Origin of the sequence: Celeribacter halophilus (genome assembly GCF_018860305.1) — a bacterium.
GTDB classification, from domain to species: Bacteria; Pseudomonadota; Alphaproteobacteria; order Rhodobacterales; family Rhodobacteraceae; genus Celeribacter; species Celeribacter halophilus_A.
On record NZ_JAHKPE010000031.1, the window covers coordinates 849993 to 870578 of the forward strand.

Annotated in this window: 22 protein-coding genes; 12 read left to right on the forward strand and 10 right to left on the reverse strand. The window is 58.5% G+C overall.

Annotation, left to right across the window (positions count from 1 at the left end):
- Positions 1-64: 64 nt before the first annotated feature.
- The gene (gene aspS, locus KO492_RS16030) at positions 65-1858 is read right to left on the reverse strand and encodes an aspartate--tRNA ligase (RefSeq protein WP_216045843.1); all 1794 of its coding nucleotides are present in this window, start codon (positions 1856-1858) and stop codon (positions 65-67) included.
- A 354-nt stretch (positions 1859-2212) separates the two neighbouring features.
- On the opposite strand from aspS, the gene carB reads away from it, so the two are divergent.
- Positions 2213-5572 carry a carbamoyl-phosphate synthase large subunit gene (carB, locus tag KO492_RS16035; RefSeq protein ID WP_216045844.1) on the forward strand — a complete coding sequence of 1120 codons (3360 nt, stop codon included), beginning with the start codon at positions 2213-2215 and terminating at the stop codon, positions 5570-5572.
- Positions 5573-5900: 328 nt separating this feature from the next.
- Positions 5901-7226 (forward strand): DEAD/DEAH box helicase, encoded by a 1326-nt coding sequence (locus tag KO492_RS16040; RefSeq protein WP_216045845.1) that lies wholly within the window; start codon positions 5901-5903, stop codon positions 7224-7226.
- Between the two features lie 60 nt (positions 7227-7286).
- Here KO492_RS16040 and KO492_RS16045 read toward each other — a convergent pair whose 3' ends face one another.
- Entirely contained in the window at positions 7287-7745 is a 459-nt protein-coding gene (locus tag KO492_RS16045; RefSeq protein WP_216045846.1) for a hypothetical protein, read from the reverse strand.
- Between the two features lie 373 nt (positions 7746-8118).
- Here KO492_RS16045 and KO492_RS16050 point away from each other — a divergent pair, with 373 nt between their 5' ends.
- Positions 8119-8697: a thymidine kinase gene (locus KO492_RS16050; RefSeq protein ID WP_216045847.1), complete on the forward strand. Its 579-nt coding sequence runs from the start codon at positions 8119-8121 to the stop codon at positions 8695-8697.
- 200 nt (positions 8698-8897) lie between these two features.
- Here KO492_RS16050 and KO492_RS16055 read toward each other — a convergent pair whose 3' ends face one another.
- The 4 genes from KO492_RS16055 to KO492_RS16070 form a co-directional block, all read right to left on the reverse strand.
- On the reverse strand, positions 8898-9239 hold the full coding sequence (locus tag KO492_RS16055; protein ID WP_216045848.1) for a tRNA-binding protein: 342 nt from the start codon (positions 9237-9239) through the stop codon (positions 8898-8900).
- The gene (gene proC, locus KO492_RS16060; protein ID WP_216045849.1) at positions 9232-10041 is read right to left on the reverse strand and encodes a pyrroline-5-carboxylate reductase; all 810 of its coding nucleotides are present in this window, start codon (positions 10039-10041) and stop codon (positions 9232-9234) included. The genes KO492_RS16055 and proC overlap by 8 nt, the downstream gene beginning before the upstream one ends.
- Positions 10042-10151: 110 nt before the next feature.
- Positions 10152-10652: a YbjN domain-containing protein gene (locus KO492_RS16065; protein ID WP_216045850.1), complete on the reverse strand. Its 501-nt coding sequence runs from the start codon at positions 10650-10652 to the stop codon at positions 10152-10154.
- Between the two features lie 297 nt (positions 10653-10949).
- A complete protein-coding gene (locus KO492_RS16070; protein ID WP_216045851.1) occupies positions 10950-11198 on the reverse strand; it encodes an accessory factor UbiK family protein in 249 nt (82 codons plus the stop codon).
- A gap of 116 nt (positions 11199-11314) precedes the next feature.
- Between KO492_RS16070 and lgt the strand changes: the two genes are divergently transcribed.
- The 5 genes from lgt to KO492_RS16095 all read left to right on the forward strand — a co-directional run bounded on the left by lgt (position 11315) and on the right by KO492_RS16095 (position 15486).
- Positions 11315-12184 carry a prolipoprotein diacylglyceryl transferase gene (gene lgt / locus KO492_RS16075; protein ID WP_216045964.1) on the forward strand — a complete coding sequence of 290 codons (870 nt, stop codon included), beginning with the start codon at positions 11315-11317 and terminating at the stop codon, positions 12182-12184.
- Positions 12181-13275: a class I SAM-dependent methyltransferase gene (locus KO492_RS16080; protein ID WP_216045852.1), complete on the forward strand. Its 1095-nt coding sequence runs from the start codon at positions 12181-12183 to the stop codon at positions 13273-13275. The genes lgt and KO492_RS16080 overlap by 4 nt, the downstream gene beginning before the upstream one ends.
- Positions 13272-14030 carry a peptidoglycan editing factor PgeF gene (pgeF, locus tag KO492_RS16085; RefSeq protein WP_216045853.1) on the forward strand — a complete coding sequence of 253 codons (759 nt, stop codon included), beginning with the start codon at positions 13272-13274 and terminating at the stop codon, positions 14028-14030. Before KO492_RS16080 ends, pgeF begins: the two co-directional genes overlap by 4 nt.
- A gap of 273 nt (positions 14031-14303) precedes the next feature.
- Entirely contained in the window at positions 14304-14444 is a 141-nt protein-coding gene (locus tag KO492_RS16090; RefSeq protein ID WP_216045854.1) for a hypothetical protein, read from the forward strand.
- Positions 14445-14658: 214 nt separating this feature from the next.
- Positions 14659-15486 (forward strand): Hint domain-containing protein, encoded by an 828-nt coding sequence (locus KO492_RS16095; protein WP_216045855.1) that lies wholly within the window; start codon positions 14659-14661, stop codon positions 15484-15486.
- Positions 15487-15581: 95 nt separating this feature from the next.
- Here KO492_RS16095 and KO492_RS16100 read toward each other — a convergent pair whose 3' ends face one another.
- Positions 15582-16082 (reverse strand): Lrp/AsnC family transcriptional regulator, encoded by a 501-nt coding sequence (locus KO492_RS16100; RefSeq protein WP_066599612.1) that lies wholly within the window; start codon positions 16080-16082, stop codon positions 15582-15584.
- A 245-nt stretch (positions 16083-16327) separates the two neighbouring features.
- Between KO492_RS16100 and trxB the strand changes: the two genes are divergently transcribed.
- Positions 16328-17272 (forward strand): thioredoxin-disulfide reductase, encoded by a 945-nt coding sequence (gene trxB / locus KO492_RS16105; RefSeq protein ID WP_216045856.1) that lies wholly within the window; start codon positions 16328-16330, stop codon positions 17270-17272.
- 99 nt (positions 17273-17371) lie between these two features.
- On the opposite strand, the gene KO492_RS16110 is transcribed toward trxB, so the two are convergent.
- Entirely contained in the window at positions 17372-17611 is a 240-nt protein-coding gene (locus tag KO492_RS16110) for a DUF1150 family protein (protein ID WP_066599620.1), read from the reverse strand.
- 3 nt (positions 17612-17614) lie between these two features.
- The gene (locus tag KO492_RS16115) at positions 17615-18028 is read right to left on the reverse strand and encodes an Hsp20 family protein (protein WP_216045857.1); all 414 of its coding nucleotides are present in this window, start codon (positions 18026-18028) and stop codon (positions 17615-17617) included.
- Between the two features lie 184 nt (positions 18029-18212).
- Between KO492_RS16115 and KO492_RS16120 the strand changes: the two genes are divergently transcribed.
- The 3 genes from KO492_RS16120 (at position 18213) to KO492_RS16130 (ending at position 20049) form a co-directional block, all read left to right on the forward strand.
- A complete protein-coding gene (locus KO492_RS16120) occupies positions 18213-18431 on the forward strand; it encodes a YdcH family protein (RefSeq protein WP_066599624.1) in 219 nt (72 codons plus the stop codon).
- Positions 18432-18497: 66 nt separating this feature from the next.
- Entirely contained in the window at positions 18498-18983 is a 486-nt protein-coding gene (purE, locus tag KO492_RS16125; RefSeq protein WP_066599627.1) for a 5-(carboxyamino)imidazole ribonucleotide mutase, read from the forward strand.
- Positions 18976-20049 (forward strand): 5-(carboxyamino)imidazole ribonucleotide synthase, encoded by a 1074-nt coding sequence (locus KO492_RS16130; RefSeq protein ID WP_216045858.1) that lies wholly within the window; start codon positions 18976-18978, stop codon positions 20047-20049. The genes purE and KO492_RS16130 overlap by 8 nt, the downstream gene beginning before the upstream one ends.
- 25 nt (positions 20050-20074) lie before the next feature.
- Here the strand turns inward: KO492_RS16130 and KO492_RS16135 are convergent, their stop codons facing one another.
- Positions 20075-20578 carry a GNAT family N-acetyltransferase gene (locus tag KO492_RS16135; protein ID WP_216045859.1) on the reverse strand — a complete coding sequence of 168 codons (504 nt, stop codon included), beginning with the start codon at positions 20576-20578 and terminating at the stop codon, positions 20075-20077.
- Between the last annotated feature and the right edge of the window lie 8 nt (positions 20579-20586).

A 20586-nucleotide genomic window follows, 5' to 3' on the forward strand; every position in this document is an offset into this window, starting at 1 on the left:
GCCCGACCATACAAAAAGGCGCAGGGTCTCCCCCGCGCCTTTTGGAAAGCTGTGATGAAAAACCTTAGTCTTCCTGAGGAATAACCCGCAGGTTCAATTCCCGAAGCTGCTCGTTGGTCGGTTCCGAAGGCGCGCCCATCATCAGATCTTCGGCACGCTGGTTCATCGGGAAGAGCATCACTTCGCGAATGTTGTCCTGATCGGCGAGGATCATCACCGCGCGGTCGATCCCCAAGGCGCAACCACCGTGCGGCGGAGCGCCATATTGGAACGCGTTGACCATGCCGCCAAAGCGTTTCTCGACCTCGTCCTTGCCATAACCTGCCAGTTCAAAGGCTTTGAACATGATCTCCGGCTGGTGGTTCCGGATCGCACCGGAGACAAGCTCGTAACCGTTACAGGCCAGATCATACTGCCAGCCGAGTACCTTGAGCGGATCACCTTCCAGCGCTTCCATCCCGCCTTGCGGCATGGAGAACGGGTTGTGTTCAAAGTCGATCTCGCCGGTCTCTTCGTCCTGTTCGTAGATCGGGAAATCCACGATCCATGCGAACATGAACTTGTCGCGCCAGTTCTCATCTTCCGGCGCTTTCGGGGTTTCTTCCCAGATCACGGTGCGGGCCTTGCCAGCCACACGTTCGAAGGACTTCGGCTTGCCACCAAGGAAGAAGGCCGCATCACCGACCTCCAGACCAAGCTGTTGACGGATCGCTTCCGTGCGCTCCGGCCCGATGTTCTTGGCCAGAGGTCCGGCGGCTTCCATCCCGTTGCCCTGATCGCGCCAGAAGATGTAACCCATCCCCGGCAGACCCTCTTGTTGGGCGAATTTGTTCATCCGGTCGCAGAATTTGCGCGAACCGCCTTTGGGCGCAGGAATGGCACGAATTTCGTTGCCCTCTTGCTCCAGAAGCTTGGCGAAGATCGCAAAGCCCGACCCGCGGAAATGCTCGGACACGTCCTGCATCTTGATCGGGTTTCTGAGGTCCGGCTTGTCAGTGCCATACCAAAGCGCGGCATCCTTATAGGAGATTTGCGGCCAGTCGCGGTTGGACTTGCGCCCCTTGCCGAACTTGTCGAACATATCCGCAATCACCGGCTCCATCACATCAAAGATGTCCTGTTGGGTGACAAAGGACATTTCCATGTCGAGCTGGTAAAAATCCGTCGGGCTACGGTCGGCGCGCGGGTCTTCGTCGCGGAAACAGGGCGCAACCTGAAAATATTTGTCAAAGCCCGAAACCATCAACAGCTGTTTGAACTGCTGCGGCGCTTGCGGTAGGGCGTAGAACTTGCCCGGATGCAGGCGGGAGGGCACCAGAAAGTCACGCGCACCTTCAGGGCTGGACGCGGTGATGATCGGCGTCTGGAATTCGTTGAAGCCACGGTCCCACATGCGCTGGCGCAAGTCCTGCACAACCTGAGACCGCATCACCATGTTCTTCTGCATCTGGTCGCGACGCAGATCGAGGTAACGGTATTTCAGGCGGGTTTCTTCCGGATATTCCTGATCGCCAAAAACCATGAGCGGCAATTCGGCAGCCGCCCCCAGCACTTCGAGATCACGCACGAAGACTTCGATCTCGCCCGTGGGCAGTTTCGGGTTCACCAGTTCCGGATCCCGCGCCTTCACGGTCCCGTCAATACGGATACACCACTCGGCACGCACCTTTTCCATCTCGGAAAATACAGGGCTATCCGGATCGCACAGCACTTGGGTCATGCCATAGTGATCGCGCAGATCGACGAAAAGAATGCCGCCGTGGTCGCGGATGCGGTGCACCCAGCCGGAAAGGCGAACAGTGTCGCCGACGTTGGATTGGTTCAGTTCGGCGCAGGTATGGCTGCGGTAGACATGCATGATCGGGTCCCTTTGGAGATGTGGGCAGACTTATATATCGCTCGGGCTGATACACTAGGCCCAGAGCGGAAAGTCAAGGGCCGTAAGCCCCGCGACAGGCCCCGACAGGGCATTGCACCGGAGATTGCGGGCAATATCACAGAATATCCGGCTCATGCGACGCCCTCTTTGGTGCGGCCTTGATCCTGCGACCATCCCGACGGCAACGGCCCGCAGATCGGACGCAGCAATTTCCGGCAGGTCTTTGCCATTTCCACCCTTGCACCTGCGCGAGTCATGACTATAACCCACGACAATTTGCGCGCACCTTGCTAGAGATGCGCCGAAGCTGCTCAAACATTGCCGGGGTCTGCCATGCCGAAGAGAACCGATATTTCCTCCATCATGATCATTGGTGCGGGGCCGATTATCATCGGGCAAGCCTGTGAATTCGATTACTCCGGGGCGCAGGCCTGTAAAGCGCTGAAAGAGGAAGGATACCGGGTCATTCTGGTGAACTCCAATCCGGCGACGATCATGACCGATCCGGGCATGGCGGATGCGACCTATATCGAACCGATCACACCAGAGGTTGTTGCCAAGATCATCGAAAAAGAGCGCCCTGACGCGCTTTTGCCGACCATGGGGGGACAGACGGGTCTGAACACCTCGCTGGCTCTGGCCGACATGGGCGTGCTCGACAAATTCAACGTCGAACTGATCGGCGCAAAACGCGAAGCCATTGAAATGGCAGAAGATCGCAAGCTCTTCCGCGAAGCGATGGACCGTCTGGGCATCGAAAACCCCAAGGCCGACATCGTCGCCGCTCCGAAAAAAGAAGACGGTCGCTACGACATCTCTGCCGGTATGAAAATCGCTATGGAGGCGCTTGAACATATCGGCCTTCCCGCGATCATCCGCCCCGCGTTCACCTTGGGCGGCACCGGCGGCGGCGTGGCCTATAACCGCGATGACTACGAGAAAATCTGTCGCTCCGGTCTCGAAGCTTCCCCGATGGCGCAGATTCTCGTGGATGAGTCGCTTCTCGGCTGGAAAGAATACGAAATGGAAGTGGTGCGCGACACTGCCGACAACGCCATCATCGTCTGTTCCATTGAAAACGTCGATCCGATGGGCGTGCACACCGGCGACTCGGTCACTGTGGCGCCCGCGCTCACGCTCACCGATAAAGAATACCAGTTGATGCGCACCCACTCGATCAACGTGCTGCGCGAGATCGGCGTGGAAACGGGGGGCTCCAACGTGCAATGGGCGGTGAACCCCGCTGATGGCCGCATGGTCGTGATCGAGATGAACCCGCGCGTGTCGCGCTCCTCGGCACTGGCGTCCAAAGCCACCGGTTTCCCGATTGCGAAAATCGCAGCGAAACTGGCCGTGGGCTATACGCTCGACGAGCTGGACAATGACATCACCAAGGTGACGCCCGCCTCATTCGAGCCGACCATCGATTATGTCGTCACGAAAATCCCGAAATTCGCATTCGAAAAATTCCCCGGCTCCGAGCCGAACCTGACCACCGCGATGAAATCCGTGGGCGAGGTCATGGCGATTGGTCGGACCTTCCACGAATCGATGCAAAAGGCGCTGGCTTCGATGGAATCGGGCCTCACCGGCTTTGACGAAATCGACCTGCCGGATATGCCGAAGGCCTCCGAAATCGTCGAAGCCGATGGCAATGGCACCACCCTGCCCCGCATTCTTCTGGGGGCCGATGAGGCCGCGCAACAAAAGATCGACAAGAGCGTCACCCGCGAACTTGCGAAAGCCACGCCGGACCGTCTGCGTGTCATCGCGCAGGCCATGCGGTTCGGCTTCACCGATGAAGAAATTCAGGACATCAACAGTTTCGACCCGTGGTTCCTCGCCCGCGTGCGCGAAATTCTTGTGGCCGAGGCCGAAGTCAAACGCGACGGTCTTCCGGTCACCGAAGAAGGACTGCGCAAGCTCAAGATGATGGGCTTCACAGATGCGCGTCTGGCCAAGCTCACAGGTCGCGACGAGGCCAACGTGCGCCGTGCGCGTCGCAACCTTGGCGTCAATGCCGTGTTCAAACGCATCGACACCTGCGCCGCCGAGTTCGAAGCGCAAACCCCCTATATGTATTCCACCTACGAAGCCCCGATGATGGGTGAGGTGGAATGCGAAGCGCGTCCCTCGGATCGCAAGAAAGTCGTCATTCTGGGCGGCGGTCCCAACCGGATCGGCCAAGGGATCGAGTTCGACTATTGCTGCTGTCATGCCTGTTTCTCCCTGACTGAACAGGGCTACGAAACCATCATGATCAACTGCAACCCCGAGACCGTATCCACCGATTACGACACATCGGACCGGTTGTATTTCGAGCCGCTGACCTTTGAACACGTCATGGAAATCCTGCGTGTCGAACAGGACAACGGCACGTTGCACGGTGTGATCGTCCAGTTCGGCGGGCAGACCCCGCTCAAACTCGCCAATGCGCTGGAAGCCGAAGGCATTCCGATCCTTGGCACCTCGCCCGATGCGATTGATCTGGCCGAAGACCGCGAGCGTTTCCAAGACCTCGTCAACCGGCTCGACTTGAAACAACCGACCAACGGCTTGGCCTCCACCGATGCGGAAGCCATTGAGATCGCGGCGGGGATCGGCTTCCCGCTGGTCATTCGCCCGTCCTATGTTCTGGGCGGTCGCGCAATGGAAATCGTCCGCGACATGGAACAGCTCAAACGCTACATCTCCTCGGCTGTGGTCGTCTCCGGCGACAGTCCGGTTTTGCTGGACCACTACCTGTCCGGCGCAACCGAGATCGACGTGGATGCGCTTTGCGACGGTGAAACCGTCCATGTCGCAGGCATCATGCAGCACATCGAGGAAGCAGGCGTGCACTCCGGCGACTCCGCCTGTTCCCTGCCGCCCTACTCGCTCAAGCCCGAGATTATCGAAGAGTTGAAACGTCAGACCGTCGCGCTGGCGCTCGAATTGAACGTCGTCGGCCTGATGAACGTGCAATTCGCGGTGAAGGACGATGTGATCTATCTCATCGAAGTGAACCCGCGCGCCTCGCGGACCGTGCCTTTCGTTGCAAAAGCGGTCAACAGCCCGATCGCCTCCATCGCCGCGCGCGTCATGGCCGGTGAGAAACTCGGCACCTTCGATCTGGTCGCGCCTGAGGGCACAGGCCGGTTTGCAGTGAAAGAAGCCGTGCTGCCCTTCGCACGCTTCCCCGGCGTGGACACGATCCTCGGGCCAGAAATGCGTTCGACCGGTGAGGTCATGGGGTCAGACAAGACCTTTGCACGGGCCTTCCTGAAGGCACAAATGGGCGCGGGCACAGACCTGCCAACCGAGGGCAAGGTGTTCCTCTCGGTGAAAAACTACGACAAGAAGCCGAAAATGGTCGAGGCGATGCAAACGCTTGTCGATCTCGGCTTTGAAATCGTCGCGACCCGAGGCACCGCAAAATTCCTCAAGGAAAACGGCATCGAAAGCCAGATCGTGAACAAGGTTTACGAAGGCCGCCCGAACATTGTCGACATGATGAAGAACGGTGAAATCGCGCTGGTCCTGAATACGACCGAGGGCAACCAAGCCGTTGAAGACTCGCGTGAAATCCGCTCTGTCGCGCTTTACGACAAGATCCCCTACTTCACCACCGCCGCCGCCTCCCACGCCGCCGCTATGGCGATCAAGGCACGGCTTGAAGGCGAGATCGAAGTGTTGAGCTTGCAGGACGCGTAAGGCCCTTCATCTGCTAAAATCCATCAGAACGCCCCGCCACTCGCGGGGCGTTTTCTTTTGCAATGCAGCGATAATTCTTGACTTCTGCCCCGCTCTCCCCCACTTAACACATATCTTCACCCCCATGCTGCCGCGTGAGCAGCCGCGTTATGACGCTTCGGGTGGCGATGATCGGGCGCATTGCCCAAAGGTTCCCAACATCACGCAAGGGGTCCGGCGGAAAGACGGGGCAAGCATATGGCGCGCTCCGGTGACCTTTTCCGCGACCAACCAAGTACCCGCAAAAGCGGGTACGTCTAGCGTGTGGGTTTCCCACCAAAGGACATATATGACTGATTTTTCCATGCTCGGCCTCAAGCCGAAGCTTCTCGACGTGCTCAAAGAAATTGGCATCGAGACCCCGACCCCCATTCAGGCCCGCGCCATTCCCGAAGTGATGAACGGTCGCGACGTGATGGGGTTGGCCCAGACCGGCACCGGCAAGACGCTGGCATTCGGCCTTCCGCTCATGCATATGGCACTGACCGATGGCACGAAACCCTCGCCGAAGACCGTACGGGCGCTGATTCTCGCACCTACACGCGAACTGGTGAACCAGATCGCCGACGGCCTGTTCCCCTTCATCAAAGGGTCGCACCTCAAGCTCAACCGTGTGGTCGGCGGCGTGTCGATCAATGCCCAGATCAACCGTCTGGACCGTGGCACGGATATTCTTGTCGCCACGCCGGGCCGCCTCATGGACCTGATCGACCGTAAGGCCGTGCGCCTGAACGAGACCTCTTTTCTGGTGCTCGACGAGGCCGACCAGATGCTCGACATGGGCTTCATCCATGCGCTGCGCAAACTGGTGCCGATGCTGGCGCAAGAGCGTCAGACCATGCTGTTCTCGGCCACCATGTCGAAACAGATGAGCGAGATTGCCCAAAGCTATCTGACCTCGCCTGTGCGGATCGAAGTTTCCCCTCCGGGTAAGGCCGCCGACAAAATCGACCAAGAGGTCCATTTCATCCCGCAGCCCGACAAGTTCGACAAACTCAAAGAGTTGCTGGCCACACACAAAGACGAGCTGGCGCTGGTGTTCTCGCGGACCAAACATGGGGCCGAACGGATGTCGAAACAGCTGCAAGCCGCAGGTTTCGCCGCAGGATCCATCCACGGCAACAAATCCCAAGGCCAACGCGAGCGCACCTTGAAAGAAGCCAAATCGGGCAAGATCACTGTGCTGGTCGCCACGGATGTGGCCGCACGCGGGATCGACATTCCGGCGGTGCGTCACGTCTATAACTACGAATTGCCGAATGTGCCGGAGAATTTCGTGCACCGGATCGGTCGGACGGCGCGTGCCGGTCGGGATGGCAAGGCCATCGCCTTCTGCTCGCCCACCGAGCTGGACGATTTCCGTGCAATTGAAAAAGTGATGAAAATCCGCATTCCGATTGCGACGCCTGCTTCTTGGGCCGCTGACGGGATGAAAGCCGAGCCGAAACCCAAACCCCAAGGCGGACGTCGCCGCGGTGGTGGCGGAGGCGGCGGTCCGCGTGGTGCCAATTCAGGCAACAAACCGCGCGGTGCCAAACAAGGCGGCCGTCCCGGAGCGCCCAAAGCCGGAAAAAGCGCCGGCGGGCACCAGCAGCGTCAAAAGCGGCGCGGATAAAACCATAAAGGCGGCTCCCAAGGCCGCCTTTTCTACATCTGCAAGAAGGGTATAGACGCGTCAGGTGGCTTCGTGTTCGAGATGCAGCTTCATGCTCATCAAGACCTGCTGAAGCTCCAAAGTCTCACGCAGCAGGCGTTTGGCTTCGTTAAACGTGATGATACCATCTTCGATCGCATCGGAATATTCCGCCATCAACATGGCGAAGCGCTGCGACAGGGCCACAACATCCGTGTTCACGCCGCCTTGTTTCGGAGTCGCATTGCGCGCCGCATCATAGGACAGCGCAATCCCCTTCAGCTCGGCTAGCGCGGATGTCACATGCGGATAACCCGCCGCCGCCTCCAGCTGGGCCACGGCATCAACCGGCATAAAGCGATCAGAATGCTCTTCGGCGGTGGAATAATAGCGGCCTAAAGTTGCCTTGGACTTTCCGGTCAAAGCACAGGCGGCCTCAAGCCCCACATCCTTAACCAAAGCCTCGGTGTGTTTTTTCAAATAGTTTCCTGCAGCATTCATGATGCGTGTCCTTACCCCTTACAACGCTCCCCACATGGGGAATTCCCAGCGTCATTTCCCATTAATTTCCCGATTTTTGCATGACATACAAGTATATACCTGCTGTTGCGGGCATTAGAGAGTATTCGATGCTGTAAAGCACCGGATCGGGTGGGAGCGTTTTCTACGAGGAATCAGGTTCTGAGGTCTGTCCCGGCACCCTCATCCCCTTTGCTTTTCGGCAAACGCCGGACATGTTTACGAGTTATTTCTCAGGCTCCCACCCGTCAGTTTTCCGCACGGCCCCCACGACTTAGCATATGTTCAAAACTCTGTGAGCTCAGACGTAAACTCGGCTTGATCCCGACCTGCACAATCTGGCACAGAGCGGTTTATGGCAAAACTCTATTTTCAATACTCGACCATGAACGCAGGAAAATCCACCCTGTTGCTTCAGGCCTCTTACAACTACCGAGAACGCGGTATGGAGACCTATCTCATCACCGCGAATCTGGATGATCGCGCAGGAGAGGGCCGGATCGCCAGCCGGATTGGCATTGGCGACAATGCGGAAACCTTTGACGAGCAAGAAGATATGTTTGCCAAGATCGAGGCCCGCCTCGCTCAGGGGCCGGTGGCCTGTATCTTTATTGATGAAGCCCAGTTTCTGACCCGCGATCAGGTCTGGCAACTGGCCCGCGTGGTGGATGATCTGAAAGTGCCGGTGATGGCCTATGGTCTGCGCGTGGATTTTCAGGGCAACCTTTTCCCCGGCTCTGCGGCGCTTCTCGCGCTGGCCGACGAGATGCGCGAAGTGCGCACGATTTGCCATTGCGGGAAAAAGGCGACCATGGTGGTGCGCATGTCGGATACAGGCGAGGTTCTGACCGAAGGCGCACAGGTCGCAATTGGCGGCAACGAGCGCTATGTGTCGCTCTGCCGCAAACACTGGCGCGAGGCGATGGGCGAGTAGACCCGCATCACTCCAATGCTGACGGGCGCGGCACCACCCCTTTTCACCTCACATTGTCACATTGCATAAAGGTTAATCAGTTTAAGGTTAACGCAAAATGAAAGCGTGACGTCGTGGCAAGACGTGCCACAGACGCAGCTTTGCGCAATCCGTGAAAACATTTCGCAAAACGCCTGAGCCTCATGCTCTTTGCACAGGCGCTAGTGCAGCCGCCCGCCATCCGGCACCGGCAACCCCGGCTGCGCCAGAACCACAGCACCATCCTGATCTGGAAAGCCCAGCACCAGAACCTCCGACATAAACCGCCCGATCTGACGCGGTGGGAAATTCACCACGGCCATGACCTGCTGCCCGACCAAGGTTTCCGGCGTGTAATGAACGGTGATTTGTGCAGAAGATTTCTTTTCGCCAATCTCGGCACCGAAATCGATCCAGAGTTTGATCGCAGGCTTCCGCGCTTCCGGATAAAGCTCCGCGCGGACAATCGTGCCCACGCGAATATCGACCTTCAAAAAGTCGTCAAAACTGATCTCGTCAGCCATTCGCCAATTCCTCGTCACGTTCAATCGCGGCTTCAACCGCGCGTTCCATCAGAACCGGAAAGCCGTTTTCCTCATCCATCAACACACGCAATGCCTCGGCGGTCACACCCCCGGGCGAGGTCACATTGATACGCAGTTGTGCCGGACTTTCATCCGAAACCTCCGCCAGATGCCCTGCGCCAGCCACGGTCGCCTTGGCAAGTTGCAGAGCCATATCAGCAGGAAGACCCGATTTCTCACCGGCAGCGGCCATCACCTCAATCAGGTGAAACACATAGGCCGGACCACAACCGGAAATCGCCATGAGCGGACGGATTTGCGCCTCACTCTCAAGACGCACCACCTGCCCCACGGCTTGCAACAGGCTGTCAGCAAGATCGATATCCGCCTTCGAGGCTTTCGCATTGCCCACAATCCCCGTGATCCCGCGCCCGACGGCGGCAGGCGTGTTGGGCATGGCGCGCACAATCGGAGTTTCTGCGCCCAGAATCTCTTCATAAGTCGCAATGGTGATCCCTGCAGCCACGGTGAGAAAGACGGTCGACCCGTTGCCCAGTTTTTGTAGCGCAGGCAGCGCGTCCCCCATCATCTGTGGCTTCACGGCGAGCAGCACAATCGCCGGATTTTCCGGCAGATCGGCATTCAGATGCACGCCGGTTGATTTCAACCAGTCGGAAGGGTGCGGGTCGAGCACAGTGACCGACGCAGGCGGCAGACCGCCATCGAGCCAGCCTTTGAGCATCGCAGAGCCCATTTTGCCACAGCCCAAGAGCACCAGCCCGCGTGTTTTGAGATCGTCCATGATCTGCACCTTTCATAGAAATGGAAATGCCCTCTGCGGGCGTCAGAGGGCACTTTACCAATCATATGTGCAGGCGCAATGCAGGGAACGCCTGCATTTCTGCAAAGCACTCAGGCGCGACCGTAAGCCTCGCGGATCGCCACATCCATCGCCTCTTCGGGGCTCTGGTCGGACCATGCGGTCAGCTGGAAGGCGGGATAAAAGCGCTCTGCGGCGCCGACTGCGGCACCGATCAAACGATCCACCTGCTCGGCACCGGCCACCTGCCCGCCGGAGAGGACAAGACCGTAGCGATAGACCATAAGCTGTTGCTCCGGCCAGAAGGTAAAGGCACCGGTCCAGATCTGGTCATTGGCGCGGTTGAGTACCTCATAGATCTGCTGCAACTTGTCTTGCGGCGGCTCCATTTCAAAAGTGCAGATCAGGCGCAGGGTCTCGTCATAGTCGGACCACGCCAGAGTGATCGAATAGGTGCGCCATTGCCCCTCGACCGCCATGGCAATCTGGTCGTCAGCAACACGGTCGAACTCCCAGTCATTGTGTTCGCACAGGTGCTCACACAGATCGATCGGGTGAATCTCGGTAGAAAAGCTCTGCTCAATAAGCGACATACACGGGCCTCATCTGTTGTGCGTCTCGTGGTGCCTGTAACATCCTCTGCGTGACGTCACGGTGGCGGCCACTAAAACTTGGTGCCTGCTCAAGGATCGGCGTGTATCTCGCCTTCCCTTACTAGATATGGTGTGATGAAACCGTTGAATCTGTAAAGCGAAATATTCGTGTTATCCCCATTAATCGACTTTGATCCACAGGTTTGCGGGCTTTTCCCCCGCCACCAAAGCCCCCTGTGGACAATAAAAAAGCTCCCCGCGGGGAGCTTTTAAGCATGTCGGACATGATCCGGAAGATCAGGCCTTTTTCTTGCGTTCCAGAAGGTCGAGGCGCTTTTTCAACTCTTCGTTCTCTTCACGCGCCTTTTGCGCCATAACGCGCACCGCGTCGAATTCCTCGCGTGTGACAAAGTCCCGATCCGCCAGCCAGCGGTCCATAAGGCTTTTCACCGCAGTTTCCGCCTCGTCCTTGGCACCTTGAGCCACTCCCATGGCGTTGGTCATAAGCTGCGAGATGTCGTCAAGAATCTTGTTGCGGGTTTGCATGTCTGCCTCCGGCGGCGCATTCGTGAATATCTGTGATCTATATGGGGCGCGCGGCGACAAATCGCAAGGTTGACTTCCCAGCTTCTCTGACGACAGTTGCGGCCATGTTGACACAGATGCCTGCCGTATTGAATTTCCCCGACCTCTCGCCCGTGATCTTCGAGATCAACCTCGGGCCGATCCACTTTGCCCTGCACTGGTATGCGCTGGCCTATATCGGCGGCTTCCTCATCGGGTGGTTCCTGATCCTGCGTGCGCTCAAGGCTACACGGCTCTGGCGCGAAAACACACCGCCGCTGGACAAGACCGAGTTCGAAGACCTGCTCACATGGCTGATCTTAGGCGTAATCTTCGGCGGGCGGCTCGGCTATGTTCTGTTCTACAAACCCGCCTATTACCTCGCTCACCCCATTGAAATTCCGATGGTCTGGCAAGGCGGCATGGCCTTTCACGGCGGGTTTCTCGGCGTTGTGATCGCGGCCCTTCTCTGGGGGCGCAAACACCACAAGCCGCTTTTGTCTTTGGGCGATCTGCTGGCAATGGCCACGCCGACAGGGCTACTGCTCGGGCGGGTTGCGAATTTCGTCAATGCCGAGCTTTGGGGCAAACCTTGGGATGGCCCTTGGGCTGTGATCTTTCCCGGCATCGAGGCGCAAGCCTGCCAGAATGTCGGCCCTTTGTGCGCGCGCCATCCCTCCCAACTCTATGAGGCAGGGATGGAAGGGCTGCTTCTCGGCAGCCTGATCCTCGCGCTGGTCTGGTTCGGCGGCGCACTCAAACGTCCCGGCTTCATCATGGGGCTGTTCTTTGCAGGCTACGGCGTGTCGCGCTTTGTCGTCGAAATCTTCCGTCAGGCCGATGCGCAATTCATCACCGAGGCCAATCCCAGCGGGGCGGTCTTTCTCGGGATGCAAATGGGGCAACTCCTGTCCCTGCCGATGATCCTGATCGGGCTGTTTTTCATGCTGCGAGCCAAACGCACATGACAGCACTTGCGCATATTCTCGCCCGACGCATCGCGCAGACCGGACCGATCTCGCTGGCCGATTACATGGCCGAATGTCTACTGCATCCCGAACACGGCTATTACACCACGCGCGACCCTCTTGGGGCTGCGGGGGATTTCACCACCGCGCCGGAAATCAGCCAGATGTTCGGAGAGCTTCTGGGCCTCTGCCTCGCGCAAAACTGGCTGGACCAAGGTGCGCCCGCGCCCTTTGTTCTGGCGGAACTTGGTCCCGGACGCGGGACATTGATGGCCGACATTCTGCGTGCAACCAAAGCCGTCCCCGAACTGCATCGCGCCATGCAAGTGCATCTGGTCGAGGCCTCTCCGACGCTGCGCAAGCGGCAAAAAGACAGGCTCTCAGGCTATGAGGTGACATGGTGTGACAGCATCTCCGATCTACCCGACGCGCCTTTGTGGCTGATCGCCAACGAATTTTTCGACGCGCTGCCGATCCGGCAATTCACCCGCAAGGGCTCCGGATGGGCGGAAACACAGGTGGGTCTCAAAGACGGCAAACTTGCACTTGGACTGTCCGCGCCCGCTCCGCTCGCAAGCCTCTCCTCGCGCCTGACGGATACCAAAGAGGGGGACGTGGTCGAAATCTGCCCCGCCGCCGCGCCGATCATCGCGGAGATGTCGCAGCGCATCACGGCCCATGGCGGGGCGGCCATTCTCATCGACTATGGCGACTGGCACTCTCTGGGAGATACGTTTCAAGCACTTGAAGCGCATCAGATGGTTGATCCTCTGGCCCGCCCCGGTCAGGCCGATCTCACCGCACATGTGGATTTCAAGGCACTGGCCGACGCGGCACGCGCTGCAAACGCCGTCACCTCACGGATAATCCCGCAGGGGATGCTTCTGGCGCGGCTCGGGATCAGCCAGCGCGCCGAATCGCTCGCCACAAAGTTGAGCGGAAAGGCTCTTGAAACCCACACCCGCGCATTTGAACGGTTGACCTCGCCCGAAGAAATGGGAACCCTTTTCAAAGCGCTGGCCATTGCCCCCAGTACCAACTTGATACCTTCAGGATTTGACCCAGAATTCAGCGCGGGAACAAACACATGAGCCTAGAGATCATCACTTCGGACGCGCTGAAAGATGTGCAACACGGTTTTTTCACCCGCAAGGGCGGCGCTTCCTCCGGCGTTTTTGACGGGCTGAATTGCGGATTCGGCTCGTCCGATCAGGCCGATGTGGTCAAAATCAACCGCGCCCGCGCCGCTCAGGCGCTTGGCCTCTCGGCTGGGGATCTCTGCTCCGCCCATCAGGTCCATTCCGCCGATGTGGTGCGCGTCACCGGCCCGCAAGACAGCACGCCGCCCACATGCGATGCGCTGGTGACGGACCAGCCCGACCTTGCTCTGGTCATTCTGACCGCCGACTGCCAGCCTGTGCTCTTTGCCGATGCAAAGGCCGGTGTGATCGGTGCGGCTCATGCCGGATGGAAAGGCGCGATTGGCGGCATTCTGGAAGCCACACTCGACGAGATGGAAGCCCTTGGCGCAAGCCGCGAGAATATCACCGCGATCATCGGCCCCTCGATTTCGCAACGTGCATATGAGGTGGGGCCGGAATTCCTTGACGTTTTTCTGGCAGACAGCCCCGACAATGCCCGCTTCTTTGCCAATGGCGAGGGCGACCGCTATCAGTTCGACCTTCCGGCTTTCGGTCTGCACCGTTTGCGCCAAGCGGGCGTCGGACATGCCGAGTGGACACGGCATTGCACCTATTCGGACCCCGCGCGTTTCTATTCCTACCGCCGCTCCGTTCATCGCAAAGAGGCCGATTACGGACGACTCATCTCCATGATCCGGCTGTAAGCCCGTCAGGCCTGAGATTTGATTTCAGGCAGCATTGGGGCGAGCACCTGCCCCAATCTCGCCAGAAAATCTCGCCAAGGCCACGGCGAGACATAAAGGCGATGGGAAATTAACCTTAATTTTCTGAACGTTGCGAAATTTGACCACAAGGACAAATTTCATCCTCCGAGACACGGAAATCTCCCCATTCCCACACACTGAACGCCTCACTTTCGCCGAAGCCGGAAGGCATAGTGGTCCCAAGATCGAAACAAGTGTCCGAGGGGGACCGCCATGAAAAACCGTCGCTGGATGAAATCCATGATCGCCGAAGCCAAGAAGACCGAGACGGACATGCCGTGGACCCGTGGTGCCCGCCGCGCGGCGTTCATCGCCAAGAAATCCGGCACAGTCCAACTGCGCACCGCCGCCTGACGATTCGCCCCTGACGCGATGGCAGGGCGCACCTCTGGGTCAGTGCCTTCTGAGCGGCAGCTTTCATCTCAATAGAGAAACAAAGCACACGTCAGATGACGGACTGGTTCCAGAACCACCCATAATTCAATATAGGCTTTGACAATCCACCTCATTTTCTGTGATCGTTTACCCACTGTATTCGGTGGGGGCCGACACAGTAACGAGGCCACTTATGTCGCAGCCCCTTTCCGGTTCGCAGCCCCGCACAAACGGTTTGAAACAGCCGATGCACAGGGGCGTTCTGCAAGAGAAACCCTCTCAAACCGCATGGACCGTCCGCCGCAACCGTTTTGCCGAGCGGCCCAACTATGCGCAGCGCCGCTATGATGTGCTCTGGCTGGCGAAGAACGGCGACATTTGTGACAGCACCATAAGCGCCCCTGCCCTGCCCCAGTTTGAATCCGCGTTCAACGCTTTCGCGCGCGGCGCATTGCTTCCGACGCCCCAAGGGCCTGTCGCGATTGAAGACCTCTTGCCCGGTGACGAGGTGGAAACCATCGACAACGGTGTGCAGCGCGTCGAATGGATCGGCTCAATGACACTGGACCCGAAAGGCACACGCGCCGCGAATGCCAAGCCCGAGCGCCTCTACCGGATCATGGCGGACAGCTTCGGACTGGGCCGCCCTGCGCCGGACCTGATGCTCGGCACAGGCGCGCGGTATCTGTTGCGCGCCGACGCGCTCAAAACCACCTATGGCACATCACAGGCTCTGGCCCCTGTGTCCGGACTTGTCGACGGAAACTCCGTGATCGAAGTCACCCCGATTTCCTCGGTGCGCAGTTATCATATCGGACTTGCACGCCACAGTCTGTTGCGCGTCAACGGCGTGGAACTGGAAAGCTACCATCCGGGCATCACCGCCGCCGGTCAGCTCTATGGCGATTTGCGCGGGCGCTTCATGGCGCTGTTCCCGCATCTCGAAACGCTGGGGGATTTCGGGGCGCTTGCGCAGCTTCGCCTGTCGCCCACGGATGTTCTCGAACTCACACGGCGCTAAAACCACACCTCGGCCGACACGTCCCTCCACCGGCCAAACACAAACGGCTCGCCAGAAGGCGGGCCGTTTTCGGTTTCTCACTAAATGAAAGTGGTTCAGGCGCTCTGCGTCAAACGGTCTTCAAGCACATCAAAGGGCACGCCGGGCTCATCCTTCGCCCCGCGAATGACCAGCGACGTTTTAACACTTGCGACATTCTCGGTGGAGAGCAGTTGCCCCGTCAGAAAGCTCTGGAAGGTCGACAGGTCGGGCGCCACACATTTGAGGATGAAATCCACCTCGCCATTGAGCATGTGACACTCGCGCACAAGCGGCCACTCCTGACATTTCGCCTCGAATTTCGACAGATCGGTTTCGGCCTGACTTTGCAATCCGACCATGGCAAAGACCTGCACCTCGAAGTCGAGCGCACGGGCATCAACCACGGCGTGATAGCCCTTGATATAACCGCTTTCTTCCAAAGTCCGCACACGACGCAAACATGGCGGCGCGGAAATCCCCACGCGTTTGGCCAGTTCCACATTGGTCATCCGACCGTCCGCCTGCAATTCTGCGAGAATCTTGCGGTCAATTTCATCAAGTCTGTGAGAAGGCATCTGTTTTCCCGAAGCCGTTAGCGGTAAAATTCCATGTAACTGCGCAAAAAGGCTCTTGCGCGCAACATTCTTTCTCATTTTAGCAAGAAAGTTTCAAGAGCATTCCGCGCACTCTCTACGCACCTTGCGCATACCTGCCCATTTTTTCACCTCGGCTGTGCGCCAGACAGGGTTTGATATGCGTGGGCGGGCTGTCTATATCCAAGTCAACAGCAAAGACAACATGTAAAGAATGAGGTCCCGACATGGCGGACACGAAACACACGAAAGTTCTCATCATCGGCTCCGGCCCGGCCGGCTACACAGCGGGGATTTATGCCTCGCGCGCGATGCTGTCCCCGATTCTCGTGCAAGGCATGGAACCGGGCGGGCAGTTGACCACCACGACAGAGGTTGAAAACTTCCCCGGCTTCACCGAGGTGCAAGGCCCCGAGTTGATGGTGAAGATGCAGGAACATGCCGAAGCGATGGGCACGGAGATTGTCTCCGACTTGATCGTCGAGCTTGACACCGACAGCCGCCCCTTCGTGGCCAAAGGCGACAGCGGCACGATCTACACGGCGGATGCGGTGATCCTCGCCACCGGTGCGCGGGCGAAATGGCTCGGGCTGGAAACGGAAGAAGCGTTCAAAGGCTTTGGCGTCTCCGCCTGTGCGACCTGCGACGGGTTCTTCTATCGCGGTCAGGAAATCGTCGTCGTGGGCGGCGGGAATACTGCCGTTGAAGAAGCGCTTTTCCTCACCAATTTCGCCTCCAAAGTGACACTCATCCACCGTCGCAACGAATTGCGGGCGGAGAAAATCCTGATCGACCGGCTGATGAAAAACGAAAAGATCCATCCGCTATGGGATCACGAACTGGTCGAGGTTTACGGCGACGAAGCCCCGATGAAAGGGGTCAACGGCGTGAAGGCGAAAAACGTCAAAACCGGCGAGATCACAGACATTCCTGCCAAAGGTGTCTTCATCGCCATCGGCCACGCCCCTGCCAACGAATTGGTGAAGGATAAGCTGGAGATGCACAACGGCGGATATGTCTCCGTCAAACCGGGCACGACAGAAACCTCCATCCCCGGCATTTTCGCTGCGGGCGACTTGACCGACCACAAATATCGCCAAGCGGTCACCTCAGCCGGCATGGGCTGTATGGCGGCCTTGGATGCCGAACACTGGCTGGCCGCACAAGAGTAAACAAAATGCAAAAAGCCCCGAACTGTCGGGGCTTTTTCATCTCATATGATACTCACATCAAACCGGCTCGGTGTCCCGAGCCTGCCTCCACAGAAAATGCTAGTGGACATTCACCGGCGCGAAATCATGTTCGCGCGCGAGCGCAAAGGCCAAGGGCCGGTTCGCCACAAGTGCCAGTTGCGTGCCCTCTGCATCGTTGAGCGAGTAGATTTTCTCAAGCCCTTCAGCCTGTGCTTGCACTTCTTTCGGCAGATCGGACACGGCGATGGGACGCACATAAGCGATTCTGACCGTTTGAGCATCGTCTGAAAAGGGCGCTTTCGGATAACGCGTATTCATGACTTATCCCTTCCTGATTTGAATGGTTTGCACGACGGTTTCCGGCTCCGCCCTTGTCAGGTCGATATGCAGCAACCCGTTTTCCATGGACGCGCCATGTACTTCGACCCCGTCGGCCAGCACAAAAGAGCGCTGGAATTGCCGTCCGGCGATACCGCGATGCAGGAACACGCGCTCCTCAGTGTCCTCGGGAAGACGTCCGCGCACGACCAGTTGACGGTCTTCGAGCGTGATCGCGAGATCGGCCTCGGAAAATCCGGCCACGGCCAGAGTGATCCGGTATTCGTTCGCGGAAGATTGCTCGATATTATATGGGGGATAGCCGCCGGCGTCTGATTTCGCCGTGCGCTCTACCAAACGCTCCAACTGGTCAAAGCCCAGCAGAAACGGATGGGCCCCAAAGCTCACTTTCGTCATCACCACGTCCTTTCTCAGAAGCGACTGTGCCTGTTTCACGGGTCCCGAATGCGGCAACCCTTCTGTAGAAAATATGGGAAGTTTGACGCGAAGCTTCAAGAGCCTCTCAGAACGCTTTGAGTTTTGCGCATTTGGGGCTAAACTCAGGGAAGCTGTCGCCGAAACAACATATAGAGACAACGCGATGAACGTGTCCAACCGGATGAATCACCTGGAAGTGCTCAAGGTCAAACTGGAGATGCTCAAACGCGAGCACAGCGATCTTGATGCTGCGATCGACGCCATGCAGGAGACCGGACATCTTGATGCGTTGCGATTACAGCGAATGAAAAAGCAGAAACTGGCCATCAAAGACCGGATTGCGGTCATAGAAGACCAGATCACCCCTGATATTATCGCCTAAACATTGCGAAACCCCGGGCATCGGCTATAAGTCGGCAAAGCGACATTTTCCCGGGAGATAGGCCATATGAACGTCGAGGTCGGCATCATCATGGGCAGCCAGTCGGACTGGCCCACCATGAAACGCGCAGCAGAAATTCTGGATGAACTGGGCGTGGCCTATGAGGCGAAAATCGTCTCCGCCCATCGCACTCCGGACCGTCTGTGGAGCTATGGCAAGGAGGCCGCAGGACGCGGGCTCAAGGTCATCATCGCAGGCGCAGGTGGTGCCGCGCATCTTCCGGGGATGATGTCCTCAAAGACCCGTGTGCCCGTGATTGGCGTTCCGGTCCAGACCCGCGCCCTGTCCGGTGTCGACAGCCTTTATTCCATTGTGCAAATGCCCAAAGGCTTTCCGGTCGCCACAATGGCGATTGGCGAAGCGGGCGCCGCCAATGCCGGTCTGATGGCCGCTGGCATCCTTGCCACCTCTGATCCGGCCCTTGCCGAACGGCTCGACGCATGGCGCGAAGCCCTTTCTGCCTCTATTCCGGATGAGCCGACAGATGACTGATATTCTTCCTTCCGGCGCGACCATTGGTATTCTGGGCGGCGGTCAGCTTGGCCGGATGCTCTCCGTCGCGGCCTCTCGCCTCGGGTTCAAGACCCATATTTTCGAGCCGGGGGCCAACCCGCCCGCAGGTCATGTGGCCGAGCTTGTGACCACCGCCGCCTATGAGGACGAGGCCGCGTTGCGCGCCTTTGCCGAAAGCGTTGATGTGGTGACCTATGAATTCGAAAATGTGCCGACCTCGGCGCTTGACCTCATCGAATCCATCGTGCCCATCCGTCCGAACCGGCGCGCGCTGGCCGTGTCGCAGGACCGCGTGACAGAAAAAACGTTTCTTGCAGAACTGGGCCTTCAGGTCGCCCCCTTCGCACCGGTCGAGACCGCAGCGGAACTGGACGCCGCGCTGGCAGAGATCGGCACACCGGCGATCCTCAAGACCCGCCGCTTCGGCTATGATGGCAAGGGACAGGCCCGCATCATGGCACCGGACGACGCAGAGCAGGCGTTCGCCGACATGGCCGGTGCCCCCGCCATTCTCGAAGGCTTCGTGGATTTCAGCCACGAGGTCTCGGTGATTGCCGCACGCGGCCAGGCAGGGGACATCTCCTGTTTCGACCCAGGCGAAAACGTGCACAAATCCGGCATTTTGCACACCACCACCGTCCCTGCCCGCCTCAGCCCCGCGCAGCGCACCGATGCCGTTCTTCTGGCCGCCAAGATATTGAACGCGCTGGATTATGTCGGCGTGATGGGGGTCGAGCTCTTTGTCACGTCTGGCGGTTTGGTGGTCAACGAAATCGCGCCCCGCGTGCACAATTCCGGCCACTGGACGCAAAACGGCTGTGTGATCGACCAATTCGAACAGCACATCCGCGCTGTGGTCGGCTGGCCCTTGGGGGACGGCAAACGGCATTCAAATGTCGAAATGCTGAACCTGATTGGCGACGATGTGGAGCGGATACCGGAGTTCGCGAAAGACGGCTCCGTTGCCATCCACCTCTATGGCAAGGCCGATGTGAAACCCGGTCGCAAGATGGGGCACGTCAACAAAATCACGGGCGCGGCATAAGCCGCGACCGCCTCACACGACCGCCTCACGAGGGAGATTGTTCCTCGATGAATGTCGCATAGGCGTCGGGATAAACCAGCTTGTGCGATGACATCCCTGTTCCCGGCGCAATCGGATAAAGCAAGGTATGCTCCGGCATAACCGTTGTTTCGAGATTGGACGCGGCCAGCTGGGAAAATCCGACTCGCGAGAAATAGTTGGGATCGCCCACAACGACGACCGCCTTGGCCCCTTCACGCTTGGCATGGTTCATGCCGCGTGTAACCAATTCCCGCCCCATGCCGCGCTTGTGATAGCTGGGTGAGACGGCAAGGATCGACAAGGTCCACCAATCCTCCGGCTCCACCATACGCGCACAGCAGATATAGCCGACTATCGTCCCGTCTTCACAGGCGACACGCTCCATCGCAACCGCATCCTCGTCTCGGAGGCATTTAGCCAGCCGGAACATCTCCGAATTTCCGAAGGTGCTGTCCAAGAGGACTGAAATGGCGAGGTCGTCATCGGGGGTCAGGGCTCTTAATTGCATTGTCTCAC